A 16,936-nucleotide genomic window follows, 5' to 3' on the forward strand; every position below is an offset into this window, starting at 1 on the left:
GCGAACGCGCGGCGGACTTCGGGGCAACCAAGTCGTTGTCCGGTGAGTCGTACTGGGCGGTGCGGAGCGGATCTTGTTCTGCTCCGTGCGGCAACTGCCCAGCGGATCACCGGAGTTCACGTGCCCCAGTCCATGAGCAAGCGCAGGCTCGGCCGAACGGCCGCGGCGGCCGTCGCCGTCGTCGCGGCCGTCACCACCCCGATGGCCGCGCACGCCGCGCCCGCCGCCGAGTCCACCGCGGCGGAGCTCCACGACGACTTCAACGGGGACGGCTACCAGGACATGGCCGTCGGTGCCCCGCGCGGCACGGTGGGCGGCAAGGTCCGCGCCGGGTACGTGGCCGTCGTGTACGGCTCGGCGAAGGGCATCGACCTCACCCGCAAGCAGGTCCTCAGCCAGGACACCCCGGGCATACCCGGTGCCGCGGAGGCCGAGGACCACTACGGCGACGGTCTCGCCGCCGGTGACCTGGACGGCGACGGCTACGCCGACCTGGTCGTCGGCTCGCAGGGCGAGGACGTCGGGGACGTCATCAGCGCCGGCACGCTCGCCGTGCTGTGGGGCGGGCCGCGGGGCCTGTCCGGCGGTACGGCCGTGGCCACCGGCACCGAGGCCGACCGCGTCGACCCCCGCCACCCGGCGCTCGGCGACTTCGACGGCGACGGCCGTCTCGACCTCGCCACCGGCAACCGCCTGCTGCACGGGCCGTTCGACCGCACCTCCGGCGCCGCGAGCAGCCGCACGCTCGCCTTCGAGGCCGAGTACGTCACGGACGACGTGGCCGCCGGCGACATCGACCGCGACGGCATCACGGACCTGGTCGGGCTCCTCCACGACCGCGGCGACGACGACCTGCACGACCCGGACGCCAAGCACCGCCGCGCGGTCTACCTGCGCGGCACCCCGGACGGCCTGAGCGCCCCGGCCCCGCTGACGAACCCCGACGGCACCCGCACGCGCGGCGGCGAGAGCCTCGGCATCGGCGACGTGGACCAGGACGGTTACGCCGACCTCGTCATCGGCCGCCCGCGCGACGGCTCCGGTGAAGTCCCGATCGACGACCCACTACTGAAGGGCGGTCAGGTCGGCGTCGTGTACGGCTCGGCCGCCGGACCCGACACCTCCCGTACGACGGTCATCACGCAGGACACTCCCTACGTGCCCGGCAGCCCGGAGTGGGGCGACGGCTTCGGCGGGGGCGTCTCGGTCGCCGACGTCAACGGCGACGGCTACGCGGACGTCAGCACCGGAAGCGGCGGCGAGGACATCGGGGACGTGTACGCGGCCGGCCAGATCACCGTCCTGCGCGGCGGGAAGTCCGAGCTGACCGGAGACGGCGCCGTGTCCATGAACCAGAACACCGCGAACGTCCCGGGCACGGCGGAGCAGAACGACTTCTTCGGCGCCGACACCAAGCTGCTCGACGTCAACGGCGACGGCCGGGCCGAGCTGTTCGCCGGCGCCACCGGCGAGAACCGGGACGGTGCGGTCTGGGCGTTCCCCAACCCGGTCAACGCGCCCGCCGCCACCGGCTCCGTCAGCTTCGGCGCGGGCACCCTCGGCACCGTGGCGGACGGCTCCGCCCTCGGCGCGGGCTTCGCCCGCTGACCTGCCGCCGCAGCCGACCCGGCAGACCGCTCTGGTCCACCGGTTTCGCTCACTGATCATCCGTCAGACCCGCCCCGGTAACGGCTTGTTCCAGCGCTGCGGCAGGTCTCCTGTTGTCTGCTTAGTTGTCATGTACGTGAACCCCGGCGTTCAGCGGGCGGACCGCCCGCGAGCGTGAAGCTTCCCAGTGTCCCCATGTGGCCAGCGAGGTAAGGGAGTCAGCCGATGACCGGAGCAGTGTCCCCCGACCGACGCCGCTTTCTGACCGCCGGTGCCGCGGTGCTCGGCGCCGCGGCCTCCGCCCAGCTGTGGCTTCCGGCCGCCGCCCACGCGGCCGAGACGCCGCTGCCCGACGGGGTGTTCAGCCTTGGCGTCGCCTCCGGGGACCCGCTCCCGGACGGCGTCGTGCTGTGGACCCGGCTCGCCCCGGACCCGCTGAACGGCGGCGGGATGCCCGACCGCGTGGTGCCGGTGGAGTGGCAGGTCGCGGAGGACCAGCGGTTCAGAAAGCTCGTCCGCCGGGGCACCGCCCAGGCCCGGCCCGAGTACGGGCACAGCGTTCACGTGGACGTACGCGGGCTGCGCGCGGACCGTACGTACTGGTACCGCTTCCGCACCAGCGGCCAGCTCTCGCCCGTCGGCCGCACCCGCACCGCGCCCCACCCCTACAGCTCCGGTGGCTCCCTGCGCATGGCGCTGGCCTCCTGCCAGAACTGGCAGCACGGCTATTTCACGCCGTACGCAGACATGCTCGACCAGGACCCGGACGTCGTGGTGTTCGTCGGCGACTACATCTACGAGTCCACGCCCTCGGCGACGGCCCTGCGACGGCACGAGGGCACCGGCGAGCCGTTCAGCCTCGTCCAGTACCGCAACCGGTACGCCCAGTACCGCACCGACCCGGACCTGGCGGCGATGCACGCGAACGCGCCGTTCGTGGTGAGCTTCGACGACCACGAGGTGGACAACGACTTCGCCGGTGAGATCCCGCAGGACCCGGACAAGCAGCCGCACGACGCGTTCGTGGCCCGGCTGACCGCGGCCTACCAGGCGTTCTACGAGCACATGCCGGTGCGCGCCACCGCCGTCCCGAACGGCCCGCACATCCGGATGTACCGCCGCCTGGAGTTCGGCCGCCTGGCCCGCCTCAACGTCCTGGACACCCGGCAGTACCGCAGCGACCAGGCCACCAGCCAGGCCGGTGCCCAGGACCCGTCGCTGACCATGCTGGGCGCCCGGCAGAAGCAGTGGCTGCTGGGCGGACTCCAGGACTCCCCGGCCCGCTGGAACCTGATCGCCTCGCAGATCATGATGGCCGAGACGGACCTCAAGGTCGGCGAGGGCAAGCTCTGGTTCTACGACGCCTGGGACGGCTACCAGGCCGAACGCAACCGGTTCCTCCAGGAGTTCAAGCAGGTCCGCAACCCGGTCGTGCTCTCCGGCGACCGGCACCTGACGATGATCAGCGACCTCAAGGAGGACTACGCCGACCCGGACTCCGCGGTCGTCGGCGCCGAGTTCGTCGGCACCTCCATCTCCAGCAACGGCGACCAGGACCAGGCGGCCTTCCGCAAGGAGTGGGACCCGCGGCGGCCGGACAACCCGCACTGGAAGCTGCTCGACGCGCACCGCGGCTACCACCTCTTCGACATCCGCCGGGCCGGCATCGACGCGCAGGTGAGGGTGGTCGACACCGTGCGGCAGCCGAGCGCGACGCCGAGCACGCTGGCCAAGCTGCGGGTCGAGGCCGGCCGGCCTGGAGTCGAGGTGGTCTGACCCGGTCCCTGACCGACGCGCGCGTGAGCCCGGTACTCCTCGGAGTGCCGGGCTCTTCGTCGTACGGGACGGGCGGGCCGTGTGAGAAGTCCGCCCCCGGGCCTGCCGCGTATTGCTCGGGCCGAGACCGAAATGCTGCGGAATCTTGACCAGGAATTCCGCGGCAATGAACGGCCGGGCGAGCGGCGGAGCCGGTACGCGGGGCCCCGCCAAAGCGCGTACCGTGCACCGGACATCGTCACAACGTCCAAGGAACTCGTGAAGGTCCTCGGTCACCGCCGTCCCGAGCTGCTCCGATGTCGCTGAGCTTCTGTGGAGTTACTCACAGCGCATTTCTCCGGGGCCCGCGCAGCCGTCTCGCCAATCACCAGGAGCGGGAGGTGAATGGCAGGTTGCGCGCACATATGCGGCAGAGGTCGCTCACCTTGCACTGCGGTAACCACAAGTGGGACCATTTCCGAGTTCCCTGTCGCCCCAAGGTAGGTCACCTGTGTCCCAGCACATAGCCAAGCCCCGTACCACCGCAGTGATCCTGGCCGGTGGCACCGGTCAGCGGGTGGGTCTGTCGATCCCCAAGCAGCTGCTGAAGATCGCCGGCAAGGCAGTCATCGAGCACACGCTGACCACCTTCGAGAACGCCGAGTCCATCGACGACATCATCGTGCTGATGGCGCCGGGCTATGTGCCCGATATCGAGAAGATTGTCGCGAAGGCCGGATTCAAGAAGGTCTCGAGGATCATCGAGGGCGGCTCCACGCGGAACGAGACCACCGAGCGCGCCATCTCGGCCCTGGGCGAGGGCCTGGCCGAGGGCGAGGACGTCAACGTCCTCTTCCACGACGCCGTGCGCCCCCTGCTGTCGCAGCGCGTCATCGACGACTGCGTCACGGCGCTGGAGCGCTACCAGGCGGTCGACGTGGCCATCCCGTCCGCGGACACCATCATCGTCACGCGCACGCACGGCGAGGACGGCGAGTTCATCACCGAGATCCCGGACCGCTCCCGGCTGCGCCGCGGCCAGACCCCGCAGGCCTTCAAGCTGTCCACGATCAAGCGGGCCTACGAGGTCGCCGCCGGCGACCCCAACTTCCAGGCCACCGACGACTGCTCCGTGGTGCTCAAGTACCTGCCGGACGTGCCGATCCACGTCGTCGCGGGTGACGAGTACAACATGAAGGTCACCCAGCCCGTCGACGTCTTCATCGCCGACAAGCTCTTCCAGCTCGCCTCCACGGCCGCGCCCGAGCAGGTCTCCGAGGAGGCCTACCGCGAGCTGCTGACCGGCAGGACGGTCGTCGTCTTCGGCGGCTCCTACGGCATCGGCAAGGACATCGCCGAACTCGCCGAGTCCTACGGCGCCTCGGTCTACGCGCTGGGCCGCTCCACCACCGGCACCCACGTGGAGAACCCGGAGGAGGTCGACGACGCGCTGTCCAAGGCGTACGCCGAGACCGGCCGCATCGACTACGTGGTGAACACCGCCGGCGTGCTGCGCATCGGCAAGCTCGCGGAGACCGACAACGCCACCATCGAGGAGGCGCTGAAGGTCAACTACCTGGCCCCGGTGCAGATCGCCCGTTCGTCGTACAAGTACCTGTCCGAGACCAAGGGCCAGTTGCTGCTGTACACCTCCAGCAGCTACACCCGCGGTCGCGCCGAGTACAGCCTGTACTCCTCGACCAAGGCCGCCATGGTGAACCTCACCCAGGCGCTGTCCGACGAGTGGGCCGGCGACGGCGTGCGCGTCAACTGCATCAACCCCGAGCGCACCGCCACCCCGATGCGCACGAAGGCTTTCGGCCAGGAGCCCGCGGGTTCCCTGCTGTCCTCCGAGGCCGTGGCCCGCACCTCGCTGGACGTGCTGCTGTCCGAGCTGACCGGCCACGTCATCGACGTCCGTCAGCAGGACCCGACGGCCGGTGCGGCCCGCGCGTCCGGCTTCGAGCAGGCGCTGGCCTCGGTGCTGGACCGGCAGGACGGCGTGTAATAATTGACGCCAAATAGACTTCAGTAATTCAGGCCTCTGCGCCCTCCTGTTAACGGGTTCGTTCACAGGAGTGTTCGCAGGGGCCTGAATCCATCCCGTCCCGCGAATATTCACAGACCAGCCGCATTTCCGAACAAGACCGGCACACCCCTCCCAAGAGCAGGTTTCTCCGTGATATCCACCGCTATTCGCGTCGCCCGGGTGGGCAGCGCGGCCGAGCTGGCCGCGGCGGTCCTCATGGTGGCGGGCTTCCCCGCCCTCATGCTGGCCGCGCTCGTCCCGAGCGTCCCCGCCTTCGCGGCAGCGGCCGCCGTGACGTACCTGGCGGACCACTATCTGCACCGCAAGGGCAGCTATCTGATCAACCGCCTCGGCAAGGTCCGGGCCGGCCTGTCGATCCGCTTCCTGATCCGGCAGCTGCTGCTGATCCTGCTGCTGGCCCGGCTGTCCTACGCGGACAACCTGATCTACTACGGGGCGATCGCCTGCTTCATCGCCTTCTACGGTCTGCAGGCCCCGCACGGCGCGCTGGTCACGCTGATCCGCAACCGCCGCCGGATGCCGGTCGCCACGCGCAACATCGACCTCAAGTCCCGCATCCGCATCCCGGACGCCCCGCCGCGCGGGCTGCTGCACCGCTCGGCCGAGAAGATGCTGCACCTCGACCTCGCGGCGGTCGCCGGCATCCTGGTCGCCGCGCACATGAAGTCGGCCCTCGTCGGCTTCGTCGGCATCGGCATCACGGTGGCGCTCAGCAGCCTGTACGTCCTGGCCCTCGTGCCGTACGTACGCGGCCGGAAGATCCCGCCGAAGGCGGAGAAGGTCCTGGCCGCCGTCGACGACTGGCTGGGCGAGTACCAGCCGGAGACGGTCCTGTACTTCTCCGGTTCGAAGGACTCCGCCTACCAGGTCAACATGTGGCTGGACACCATGGAGAACCTGGACTCCAAGCCGCTGATCATCCTGCGTGAGCGGGCCATCCTGAACAACCTGGCGCCGACCACGGTCCCCGTCATCTGCGTGCCCGGAGGGGTGCACCTGATGAACCTGGACCTGTCCACGGTGCGGGTCGCGCTCTACGCGGCGAACGTCGGCAAGAACATCCACATGCTGCGCGTGCCCACCATGAAGCACGTCTTCATCGGCCACGGCGACAGCGACAAGCTCGCCAGCGTCAACCCGTTCAGCAAGGTCTACGACGAGGTGTGGACCGCCGGCCGCGCGGGCCGCGACCGCTACGCCATCGCCGACGTCGGGGTCCGCGACGACGACATTGTCGAGGTCGGCCGCCCGCAGCTCGCCCCGATCCAGACCTGGCAGGGTGTCCCGGACGGTCGTATCCCGACCGTGCTGTACGCCCCCACCTGGGAGGGCTGGGACGGCAACCCGGGCAACACGTCGATCGTGCTGGCCGGCGAGAACATCGTGAAGAAGCTGGTCGCGGCCGACCCGCCGGTCCGTGTGCTGTACAAGCCGCACCCCTTCACCGGCACGGTCAGCAAGGAGGCCGGCGCCGCCCACCAGCGCATCACGGCCCTGGTCCGGAAGGCCGCCGCCGAGCGGGCCGCCGACGCGCGCTTCACGGCCGACACCGCCGCCCAGGCGCAGGCCAAGACGGAGCTGGCCCGGATCGAGGCCCGCATCGCCCAGCTGGTCGGCACCGGCGGCGACAAGGGCCGCGACGAGGCCGAGGCCACCCGGGACGGGCTGGTCGACGTCGCCCGGCACGAGGAGGTCGCCCGGCTGCGCGCCGAGTGGAACGACGCCTACTGGCGTGCCTTCCCCACCTGGGAGCACCGCGTCATCACCGGCGCCGAGCCGCGGCTGTACGACTGCTTCAACGTCTCCGACGCGATGGTCTCGGACATCTCCAGCGTGGTCTCCGACTTCATCGCGAGCGGCAAGCCGTACGCGGTCACGGACTCCGCGGAGGTGGGCGCCGAGGAGTTCAAGCGGAACAACACGGCGGTGCGTGCCGCGGTGATCCTGTCCAACAGCGCGAAGGAGCTGGGCGAGCTGCTGAGCGCCGTGCGCGACCCGGCCGCCGACCCGCTGGCCGAGGACCGCAAGGAGCTCAAGCAGTACCTGCTGGGTCCGGACGAGCCGGCCTCCATCGACCAGTTCAACACCGCCGTCGCGAACCTCGCCCTCAAGGCCGAGACGCGCAACGTCGGCCAGGAGTCCCGGGTCGCGGCCGCCACCGCCGAGGCCGAGCTGGCCAACGCCGTGCCCGGGCAGCGGTCCGCGGCCGGTGAGACGGACGGAGTCGGCGCGGGCTGAACCGCCGCCGACCTGCTGAAGGGTTCGGCCCCCGAGGAGTCTTCCTCGGGGGCCGAACCCTTTCGCCTTCCCGTTTCCTGTCGGTTCACCATGTGAAGTGGCTCACTAAAACCTGCGTTTGAGGCAACCGCTTGCCTCGATCACACGTCTACCAAGTAGCGAAAGAGGCGATACGGGGGGAATATCCCATTGACTAGGGGGAAACGTGACCGTTGCGCAGCCTGATGTGAGCGTGATCATCGGGGCGTACGAGGCGATGCCGTACCTGATCGAGTGCCTGGCGTCCGTGGAGGCGCAGACCCTCGATCCGGCGCGCATCGAGGTCATCGCGGTGGACGACGGCTCGACGGACGGGACAGGGGAGTACCTGGAGGAGTTCGCCGAGCGCGCCCCCATGCACGTCCTGGTGGTCCGGCAGGAGAACTCCGGCGGCCCGAGCGGCCCGCGCAACGTCGGCCTGGACAAGGCGAGCGGGCGTTACGTCTTCTTCCTCGACGCCGACGACCGGCTGGGCCCCGAGGCCCTGGAGCGGATGGTCGCCATGGCCGACCGCGCGGGCACGGACGTCGTCCTCGGCAAGGTCGAGGGCGTCAACCGCTCCGCCCCGAAGTCCATGTGGGGCAGGACGGTGGAGCGGACGGACGTCTACTCCTCGAACATCAAGTTCACGCTCAGCGCGCAGAAGCTGTTCCGCCGCGAGCTGCTGGAGCGGCACGGCATGCGGTTCGACGAGTCGCTGTTCACCGGCGAGGACGCGCTGTTCACGATGGAGGCGTACCTGCGGGCGGACGGCGTCTCCGTGGTCGCCGACCACACCTGCTACTACCTGGTGGGCCGGGACGACGGCAAGCACGTGACCAAGAGCGGCAGTTACACCCTGCGCTTCGACTCCGCGCGTGCCCTGATGAACCTCATCGCCGAGCACGTCCCCGCGGGCGGCCGGCGCGACCAGCTGATGGTCCGGCCCTTCCTCGTCACGCTGCTGCCGCAGTTCGGACCCAAGTACCTCACGGACAGCGAGGAGATCCGCCGGCACAAGTTCGAGCTGGCCAAGCCGCTGATGGACGCCTACTGGACGGAGGGCGTCGCCCAGCGCCTCAAGGTCCACGAGCGGCTGCGCCTGCACCTGGTCGCCGAGCAGCGTCCCGAACTGCTGCTGGAGGTCGTGAAGTTCGTCAAGGCCAAGAAGCAGGCGGCGGCCCTCCTGGAGAAGAAGGGCCGCCGGGTCTACCTGGTCTACCCGCACTTCCGCGACCGGGCCGCGGGCATACCCGACTCGGTCTACCTCGCCGAGCCCCGCGAGGCCCGCGTCTTCCCGGGCTACCGGGAGGGCGGCGTCGACACGTTCATGCGGCGAGCGGTGCGCAAGGCGCGGCGTGTGCTGACGTCCCGGGAGATGCGGCCGGCGGCGTGAACAACGCGGGCGGGCGCTGACACGACGCCCACAGCGGCGCGGGGCCACGGGATGTCACTCCCCGTGGCCCCGCGGTCGTCCCGCTGTCCCGCCGTCCTGTCCGTCAGCGCGGTGCGGTCGGGACGGCCGTCCCGGTGCGCTGGCCGGGCAGTTCCGCGGCCAGGCGCTCCGCCACCCGCACCCGGTGGTCCCGGGCTTCCGTGCACAGCGCCCGCACGGCCTCGTCGAAGCGCTCCTGCGACGACGGCTCGGCCGGCCCCAGCAGACGCAGCTTCAGCGCGGCCCGCGCCTCGGCCAGCCCGTCCTTCTCCGGGTGGCGGACCGTCTCCAGCAGGTCCGGCACCCCGGCCGCGTCCGGCGTCAGCACCGTTGCCGCCGCGACCGTCGGGAACGCCGTACGGAAGGCGTCCTCGGGCAGCCCGCTGGTGTTGGCCACCGCGTACGGCTTCCCGCTCGCCAGGAAGTCGCTGATCACGCTCGACACATCACTGATCAGCAGGTCGGACACGTTGAAGCAGGGGTACAGCGCGGGCCGGGCGTCCGTGATGACCTGGTGCTCACCCTCCGGCAGCGCGGCCCAGTACGCCTCCTCCCAGGCCGCCGTCGCACGCGCCACCGCCTCCGCGCGGCCCGGCTCCGGCGCCGACTGCACCAGCATCCGCTCGACGGTGTCGGCCCCGGTCCGGAAGACGGACGTGGTGAGCCGGTCCAGCTCGGCGGTCCGGTCGGTCAGTTCCGCACCGGCGGGCGGACGCGCCCCCGCCCGTTCCCGGTTGGCCGCCCGGATCAGCTCGCGGATGCGCAGATCGGCGGCGCCCGCGCGCGGGTCCACCGAGCCCGTCAGCGGGTGCGGCTTGTACAGCAGCCGCACGCCCGGGTCCGCGAGCAGCGCCCGCACGAGGTTCTCACCGGCCTCGACGATCGACGTGTTGCCGGGGTTGCCGTCCCAGCCCTCCCAGGTGGGCGCGTACAGGACGGTCGTCCAGGCCCCCGCCGGCGGACCCGCGTAGGGCGTCACCCCGTCCAGCTGCGGGCGGCCCGTCTCCACCACGTCCTTGTCCTCGACGCCGACCTCGGCCAGCGCGTACCGCTCGCGCGCCGCCGGACCGGCCACCCACACCTCGTCGTACGCCTTCGCGTACGGGTTGCACGAGGACAGCTTGTCGCTCTCGCCGTGGTTGACGAAGGCGTGCTTGATCGTGGGGATGCGCAGCACCTGGGAGGTCTTGCCGGAGTTCGACGGGTGGATGAGGACCTGGAGCGTGGAGTGCTCCAGACGCATCAGCGTGGACACCTTCGGCAGGCACACGATCGGGATGTCCGTCGCCGCGATCTTCTGCACCATGAACCGCTCGCGCAGCACGATGACCGGCCTGCCGTCCAGCTTCGCGAGCGGCTCCAGCCACATGTTCGCCTGGTAGGCCGAGGAGGCGCCGCCCGAGAAGTACAGCCCGACGGTCGGCCGGTACGCGGCCAGCCACCCGTCGAACCACTCGAGCACCTCCTGCTCGCCGGCCGGGCGGCGTCCCGGCAGCAGCCGGAGCGACAGCGCGCCGAGGCCGGTGAGCGCGAGGGTGAGGGAGAGCGCGATGCCCGCGGCCGCGTACACCGGCCGGTCGCCCGGCGCGGCGGCCAGCAGTCCGGCCGTCGCCGGCAGGCCGAACACCAGCAGCCGGTGCCCGGGGCGGCGCAGCAGCACGGACGGGGCCGGGGAGAGCCGCAGCGCCGAGGCGTCGATGTTCCGGGTCACCACCGGCAGGGTGCGGGTGCGGCGCACCAGGACGGAGACCGCCTGGATCGCGCAGTGCAGCACGTAGAAGGCGAGCAGCCCGGCGACCAGCGGGGCGTACACCGTCTCCCGGTCCTGCTCGCCGAGCCGCAGCAGGGCCACGACGAGCAACAGGTCCCGCAGGACGTGGCGCACGGTGATGTCCGCGTGCGACTTGGCGAACAGGGAGAGCACCCCGCGCTGCCACCGGAACAGGGCACCCTCGGTGGCCAGGGAGACGGCGGTCGCGGCGAGCAGCAGCGGTACGTGGGGCAGCAGCGCCGCGACCGCCTGCGCGGCGAACGCGACGGCCAGGACGATTGCGACCAGCCCCTTCAACAGGGCCGGTGGGCGGGGGAGGGGTACGGGCACTGCGATCTCCAGGAGCGTCGGGTCGGCCCAGGTCGGCCGTCCGGGTTAACGCGCGGCGACCTCCTGACGACACGCGCGTGTCCTGGGGGCGTGGGAGGGCGGCGGCTTGTGCGTGTCCGGGGGCCGGTGGAGCGGCGGTTCGCCGTGCGTTCGGGGGGCGCAGGGGCGGTGGCTCACGTGCGTTGCGTCGGGACCGCAGGGGGTGGCGGCTCACGCGCGGGTCTGCGCGCACGCTGGGGGCGCGGGAGGGGGCGCGGCTCGCGCCTGCCCACGGGCCGCAGGAGCGGCGGCTCATGTGCACGTCCGGGGGTCGCAGGGGGTGGCGGCTCATGTGCGCGTCCGGGGGCCGCAGGGGCGGCGGTTCGCCGTGCGTTCGGGGACGGAAGGGGGCAACGGCTCACGCGCAGGCCTACGCGCGCAGGGTTCGCCGGAGGGCGGGCCCAGCCTGCGCGCGTCACGGGTCGCAGGTGGGCGGTGGCTCGCGCCCGCCCAGGGCCGCAGGGCGCGGCAGCCCGTGCGTGTCGCCGGGACGGCCGAACCCAGGGCCGCACGGCGCGGCAGCCCGTGCGTGTCGCCGGGACGGCCGGAGGGCGGCCGTCGTCCCGTGACGCGAGCCGTACTGTCCGTAGCGTGGACCGGGGCCGCGCGCCCTCCGGCCGTCCCGTAGATTGCCTGGTGAGCGACCGAATCGAAGTGAGGGGGCGGGCGGCGACGTGGCAGGGGCAAGGCAGGCCGTGGGCGAGGCCCGCAGGATCGTCGTCAAGGTCGGGTCCTCCTCGCTGACCACCGCCTCCGGCGGCCTGGACGCGGACCGCGTGGACGCGCTGGTCGACGTGCTCGCCAAGGTCCGCAGCGGCGGGGAGCGCGAGATCGTCCTGGTCTCCTCCGGCGCCATCGCCGCGGGCCTCGCCCCGCTGGGCCTGCGCCGCCGCCCCAAGGACCTGGCCCGGCAGCAGGCCGCCGCCAGCGTCGGCCAGGGCCTGCTGGTCGCCCGCTACACCGCCTCCTTCGCCCGCTACGGCGTCCGCGTCGGCCAGGTGCTGCTGACCTCCGACGACATGAGCCGCCGCGCCCACCACCGCAACGCCTCCCGCACCCTGGACAAGCTGCTCGCGATGGGCGCCTTCCCGATCGTCAACGAGAACGACACCGTCGCCACGGACGAGATCCGCTTCGGCGACAACGACCGCCTCGCCGCCCTCGTCGCCCACCTCGTCCACGCCGACCTGCTGGTCCTCCTCTCCGACGTGGACGGCGTCTACGACGGCGACCCGGGCAGGCCCGGCACCTCCCGCATCGCCGAGGTGCGCGACCCCTCCGACCTCGCCGGCGTCGAGATCGGCAGCGCGGGCAAGGCCGGCGTCGGTACCGGCGGCATGGTCACCAAGGTCGAGGCCGCCCGTATCGCGGCCGCCGCCGGCGTCCCCGTCGTCCTCACCAGCGCCATCCACGCGGCCGACGCCCTGACCGGCCAGGACACCGGCACCTACTTCCACCCCACCGGCAAGCGCTCCGCCGACCGCCTGCTCTGGCTCCAGCACGCCTCCACTCCGCAGGGCGCGCTCACCCTGGACGACGGCGCCGTGCAGGCCGTGGTGGACCGCCGCAAGTCCCTGCTGCCGGCCGGGATCGCCGCCGTCGAGGGCGACTTCAGCGCCGGCGACCCCGTGGAGCTGCGCGACACCGAGGGGCACGCGGTGGCCCGCGGGCTCGTCAACTTCGACGCCAAGGAGATCCCCCGGCTGATCGGCCGCTCGACCCGCGAACTGGCCCGCGAACTCGGACCCGCGTACGAACGTGAGGTCGTACACAGGGACGACCTGGTGGTCCTGCACCCGTAATATGTCGAAACGTCCGTCCCCGGTGGTGGACGTTCCGCAAAACCGCCACGCGATCCCTTTCGGCCTGCTCAACTTTGTCCCAGGGAACTGTTCCGCAGCAGCGCCACTGAGCGAAGGAGGCCGTCGTGAGACGAGTGCGCCCTGGGACCGCGGGGTCCCGTGGTGGTGCCGGCTCCCGCGCGGCCGGCGAGGAGCGCGCCCTGAGCAGTGTGGCGGCCGGGGACCGGTTCGAGGGCGAGGAACCCGCGGACACCCCGCGCCTGTGGCACGTCACCCTCAGCGTCTCCGGCCGGGAGGCCCCGCTCACAGAGGTCCGGCGCGCCCTGGAACAGCTCGCCCACGACCACCCCTTCCTCCTGACCAGCCGCTACGCGGTCGACCACGCGGAGATCCGCTACTGGGAGGAGGCCCGCGACCTGCACGACGCGGCCGCCGTCGCCCTGCGCCTGTGGGGCGAGCACCGGCAGACCGCCGGGCTGCCGCCCTGGGAGATCGTCGGCCTGGAGGTCATCGACCGCGCGACCTACCACCAGCGCATCGCCGAGGGATACGGGCCGCCGCCGGCGTCCCCGGTGGGAGTGCACCCCTTTTGACCCGGTCCGGCCCGTCTCGCGCGGTGTCTCGGGGTGTGGAACGAGCCGTGAACGGAGCCGCTCCGCGCACTACCCTTCCCTCATGACCACGCTCTCTCCGTACGACTCCATGTCCCCGGTCACCGAGGCCGCCTACCGCGCCAAGGCCGCCGCCGCGAGCCTCGCGCCGCTGCCACGCGCCGAGAAGGACGACGCGCTGCTCGCCATCGCGGACGCACTGGAGGTCCGTACGAGCGAGATCGTCGAGGCCAACGCCAAGGACGTCGCCAAAGCCCGCGAGGCCGGCATCAGCGACGGCATGATCGACCGGCTCACGCTCACCCCCGAGCGGGTCCGCGCCATCGCCTCCGACGTGCGCGACGTCGCCGCGCTGCCCGACCCGGTCGGCGAGGTCGTCCGCGGCTCCACGCTGCCCAACGGCATCGACCTGCGCCAGGTCCGCGTGCCGCTCGGCGTCGTCGGGATCATCTACGAGGGCCGGCCGAACGTCACCGTCGACGCCGCCGCCCTCTGCCTGAAGTCCGGCAACGCGGTCCTGCTGCGCGGCTCCTCCTCGGCGTACCAGTCGAACACCGCCCTCGTGCGCGTCCTGCGCGACGCCGTGGGCGGGGCCGGACTGCCCGCCGACGCCATCCAGCTCGTGCCCGGCGAGAGCCGTGACAGCGTGCGCGAGCTGATGCGCGCCCGCGGCCTGGTCGACGTCCTCATCCCGCGCGGCGGCGCCTCCCTGATCAACACGGTCGTCCAGGAGTCCGTCGTCCCGGTCATCGAGACCGGCACCGGCAACTGCCACGTCTACGTCGACGCGCAGGCCGACCTCGACATGGCCGTCGAGATCCTGATCAACTCCAAGGCCCAGCGGGTCGGCGTCTGCAACGCCGCCGAGACCCTCCTGGTCCACCAGGACATCGCCGCCGAGTTCCTGCCCCGCGCCCTGGACGCCCTCGCGGAGGCCGGGGTCACCGTGCACGCCGACGAGCGCGTGCAGGCCTACGCCAAGGACTCCAGGGCCACCGTCGTCGAGGCGACGGCCGAGGACTGGGAGACGGAGTACCTGTCGTACGACATCGCCGCGGCCGTGGTGGACTCGCTGGACAAGGCCGTCGAGCACATCCGGCTGTGGACCTCCGGCCACACCGAGGCCATCGTGACGACCTCCCAGCAGGCCGCCCGCCGCTTCACCCAACTGGTCGACTCGACCACGGTCGCCGTCAACGCCTCCACCCGCTTCACCGACGGCGGCCAGTTCGGCTTCGGCGCCGAGATCGGCATCTCCACGCAGAAGCTGCACGCCCGCGGCCCGATGGGCCTGCCGGAGCTGACCAGCACGAAGTACATCGTCACCGGGGACGGCCACGTACGGCGCTGAGCCGCGTACGGCACCCGGCGCGCGGGCATGTGCCGGGCGGCGTACACGCGCCCGGCAGGCGCGGGCCGGCCGGGCGCGCTCCGTCCGGAACCCCGTGAAAGCCGTCTCAGCCGGCGGATGAATTTCCATACCGTCTGCCCAAAATGACCCCCCAGGTCTACTCTGGATCCGTGCCGGAGGACGTGGGGGGCACGCCGTTTCCGGACGGCCGGGAGCCCGACGACGACCACGACCGCGGGGTGTCGGACGAAGAGTTCGCCTCCGTGGTCTTCGACGAGGCCTTCGTACGCGCGGCCGTGGTGCACGAGCCGACCGCCGTGGAGCGCCTCCTGGCCGCCGCCCAGGCGAGAGCCGAGGCCTCCGAGGCGGAGGCGCGCCGCGCCCACACCACAGGCGAGCGGTACGACGACGGGTACGACCCGGACGACCACCGCGCATTCGGCCATGATCCCGACCTCGACGAGCTGGACGACTCCGACCTCCTGGAGGACCCGTACGGCGGTACGGGGCCGTACTCCAAACCGGTCCGCTGGCACCGCCCCGTCGCCTGGCTGCTCGCCCTCGTGATGGGCATCGGCATGGTCGCGCTGGCGTTCACGGCGGTCTACCGGGGCGCGTCCTCCCACCGCGAGGAACCCGTGCCGCCGCCCGCCACGACCGGGCTGGAACAGGGCAGCGGGGCCACCCCCTCCGCGTCCGCCGACTACTCCCAGCCGGCCGTCTCGGTGATCCCCCGCAACCCCTGACCGGAACCCGCCCGTCTTGGTGAGAACCTGTCAGAACTTCTGGCGCAGCTGGGCGTTTACCCGAGCTTCCGGCGACCTACCCTGAAGATATGGGCGGGCCTGGAGACCCACCGGAGGGGACACCCGAGGGCGCTCCCGGAGGTGGCGAGGACGAGTACCGATCCGTCGTCTTCGACGAGTCGTTCGTCCGTGCTGCCCGCCTTCAGGAGTTCTCCGCCCAGGAGCGCATCGCCGACCACGCGCCCGCCGTGCGCCGCCGCCCGCCCCTGCGCCGGGGCCTGTCCCGGCAGGCACTGGTCCTGGTCCTGCTGATCGCCATCGCCTTCGGCACCGCGATCTACATGGGGGTACGGCACCCCTACCAGGCCCCCACCGCCTCGGAGCCCGTCGAGCCCCTGCGGATGACCGTCATCCCGCTCGCCCCCGAGGGAAAGGTGCCCGGCACGGCCGACCCGGCGTACCTGTACGAGCACAGCCCCGCCGCGCAGTTCAAGAGCGGCGCGGAGGGGGTGCCGCTGCCCGCCTCGCGACGCACCGCGCACTTCTCCGACAGCCAGGTCGTGACCGCCCTGACCACCGCCAAGGACTACATCGTCCGGTCCGCCCTCGACCCCGATGTGCTCACGGGCCGTGAGGTCCGGGCCGTCCGCGTCCTGCTCGACCCGGACCAGCTGGACCAGTTCGACCAGAGCTTCTCCCGCCCCACCGCGGACGGACGCCACGCGCCCACCGGCTGGCTCGTCCGCTTCGACCCCGCCCGGGCCGAGCTGGCCGACCGCAGGATCCGCGTGCAGGGCACGCTCCAGGCCGCCGAGGCCGACTCGTCCACGCTCGAGGTCACCGCGGACCACACGTTCGTGTACGCGCTGCGGCCGGCCGGGGCCGGTGACAAGGCCGAGGTCTCCCTGTTCACCGTCCGGCGCGAGCTGCACTTCCGCTTCGACCGCGACGATCTGCGCCTGCACCAGGCCCAGCTCGTCGTCTCCTACGTCCAGGCCGGCCCGCTGTCCTGCGCCGAGGACTCCACGAACCACCTCCGCCCCCTGCTCGCCGGGCAGACGGCCAAGGAAGGCGGCCCCGCGGGCACGGACCCCTACGCCACGGGCAGCGCCACGGCCCTGTGCGGCTCCCTGGCGACGAGCGCGCAGCCGAAGGTGTGAGGCGGGCCTTCGGCGGCCCTGC

The 16,936-nt window shown here is 71.9% G+C and carries 11 protein-coding genes; 10 read left to right on the plus strand and 1 reads right to left on the minus strand.

The window, feature by feature from the left end; translation table 11 throughout:
* Positions 1-132 precede the first annotated feature (132 nt).
* From IE255_RS02490 to IE255_RS02510, 5 genes are all read left to right on the plus strand, one after another.
* On the plus strand, positions 133-1,608 hold the full coding sequence (locus IE255_RS02490; RefSeq protein WP_229906257.1) for an FG-GAP-like repeat-containing protein: 1,476 nt from the start codon (positions 133-135) through the stop codon (positions 1,606-1,608).
* A gap of 225 nt (positions 1,609-1,833) precedes the next feature.
* Positions 1,834-3,384: an alkaline phosphatase D family protein gene (locus tag IE255_RS02495; RefSeq protein ID WP_190048422.1), complete on the plus strand. Its 1,551-nt coding sequence runs from the start codon at positions 1,834-1,836 to the stop codon at positions 3,382-3,384.
* 490 nt (positions 3,385-3,874) lie between these two features.
* Entirely contained in the window at positions 3,875-5,371 is a 1,497-nt protein-coding gene (locus tag IE255_RS02500; protein WP_190048423.1) for a bifunctional cytidylyltransferase/SDR family oxidoreductase, read from the plus strand.
* A gap of 201 nt (positions 5,372-5,572) precedes the next feature.
* On the plus strand, positions 5,573-7,651 hold the full coding sequence (locus tag IE255_RS02505) for a CDP-glycerol glycerophosphotransferase family protein (protein ID WP_190049321.1): 2,079 nt from the start codon (positions 5,573-5,575) through the stop codon (positions 7,649-7,651).
* 205 nt (positions 7,652-7,856) lie between these two features.
* Positions 7,857-9,065, plus strand: coding sequence for a glycosyltransferase family 2 protein (locus tag IE255_RS02510; RefSeq protein WP_190048424.1), 1,209 nt, complete (start codon positions 7,857-7,859; stop codon positions 9,063-9,065).
* 103 nt (positions 9,066-9,168) lie between these two features.
* Here IE255_RS02510 and IE255_RS02515 read toward each other — a convergent pair whose 3' ends face one another.
* The gene (locus IE255_RS02515) at positions 9,169-11,205 is read right to left on the minus strand and encodes a hypothetical protein (protein ID WP_190048425.1); all 2,037 of its coding nucleotides are present in this window, start codon (positions 11,203-11,205) and stop codon (positions 9,169-9,171) included.
* A 734-nt stretch (positions 11,206-11,939) separates the two neighbouring features.
* Here IE255_RS02515 and proB point away from each other — a divergent pair.
* From proB to IE255_RS02540, 5 genes are all read left to right on the plus strand, one after another.
* A complete protein-coding gene (gene proB, locus IE255_RS02520) occupies positions 11,940-13,046 on the plus strand; it encodes a glutamate 5-kinase (protein ID WP_190049322.1) in 1,107 nt (368 codons plus the stop codon).
* Between the two features lie 125 nt (positions 13,047-13,171).
* Positions 13,172-13,639, plus strand: a complete 468-nt coding sequence (locus IE255_RS02525) for a DUF8830 family protein (RefSeq protein ID WP_505016479.1) — start codon at positions 13,172-13,174, stop codon at positions 13,637-13,639.
* 82 nt (positions 13,640-13,721) lie between these two features.
* The gene (locus IE255_RS02530) at positions 13,722-15,008 is read left to right on the plus strand and encodes a glutamate-5-semialdehyde dehydrogenase (protein WP_190048426.1); all 1,287 of its coding nucleotides are present in this window, start codon (positions 13,722-13,724) and stop codon (positions 15,006-15,008) included.
* 170 nt (positions 15,009-15,178) lie between these two features.
* Complete coding sequence (locus IE255_RS02535; protein ID WP_443732521.1) at positions 15,179-15,754, plus strand: SCO2584 family spore wall biosynthesis protein; 576 nt, start codon at positions 15,179-15,181, stop codon at positions 15,752-15,754.
* 89 nt (positions 15,755-15,843) lie between these two features.
* The gene (locus IE255_RS02540) at positions 15,844-16,914 is read left to right on the plus strand and encodes an SCO2583 family membrane protein (protein ID WP_190048428.1); all 1,071 of its coding nucleotides are present in this window, start codon (positions 15,844-15,846) and stop codon (positions 16,912-16,914) included.
* The last annotated feature ends 22 nt before the right edge of the window (positions 16,915-16,936 follow it).

The organism is Streptomyces lomondensis (assembly GCF_014651035.1).
GTDB lineage: Bacteria > Actinomycetota > Actinomycetes > Streptomycetales > Streptomycetaceae > Streptomyces > Streptomyces lomondensis.

What these genes read in the sequence shown, in the direction of transcription:
- IE255_RS02490 (WP_229906257.1), top strand. Translation starts at nt 133, where the DNA reads ATGAGCAAGCGCAGGCTCGGCCGAACGGCCGCGGCGGCCGTCGCCGTC.
- IE255_RS02495 (WP_190048422.1), top strand. Translation starts at nt 1,834, where the DNA reads ATGACCGGAGCAGTGTCCCCCGACCGACGCCGCTTTCTGACCGCCGGT.
- IE255_RS02530 (WP_190048426.1), top strand. Translation starts at nt 13,722, where the DNA reads ATGACCACGCTCTCTCCGTACGACTCCATGTCCCCGGTCACCGAGGCC.
- IE255_RS02540 (WP_190048428.1), top strand. Translation starts at nt 15,844, where the DNA reads ATGGGCGGGCCTGGAGACCCACCGGAGGGGACACCCGAGGGCGCTCCC.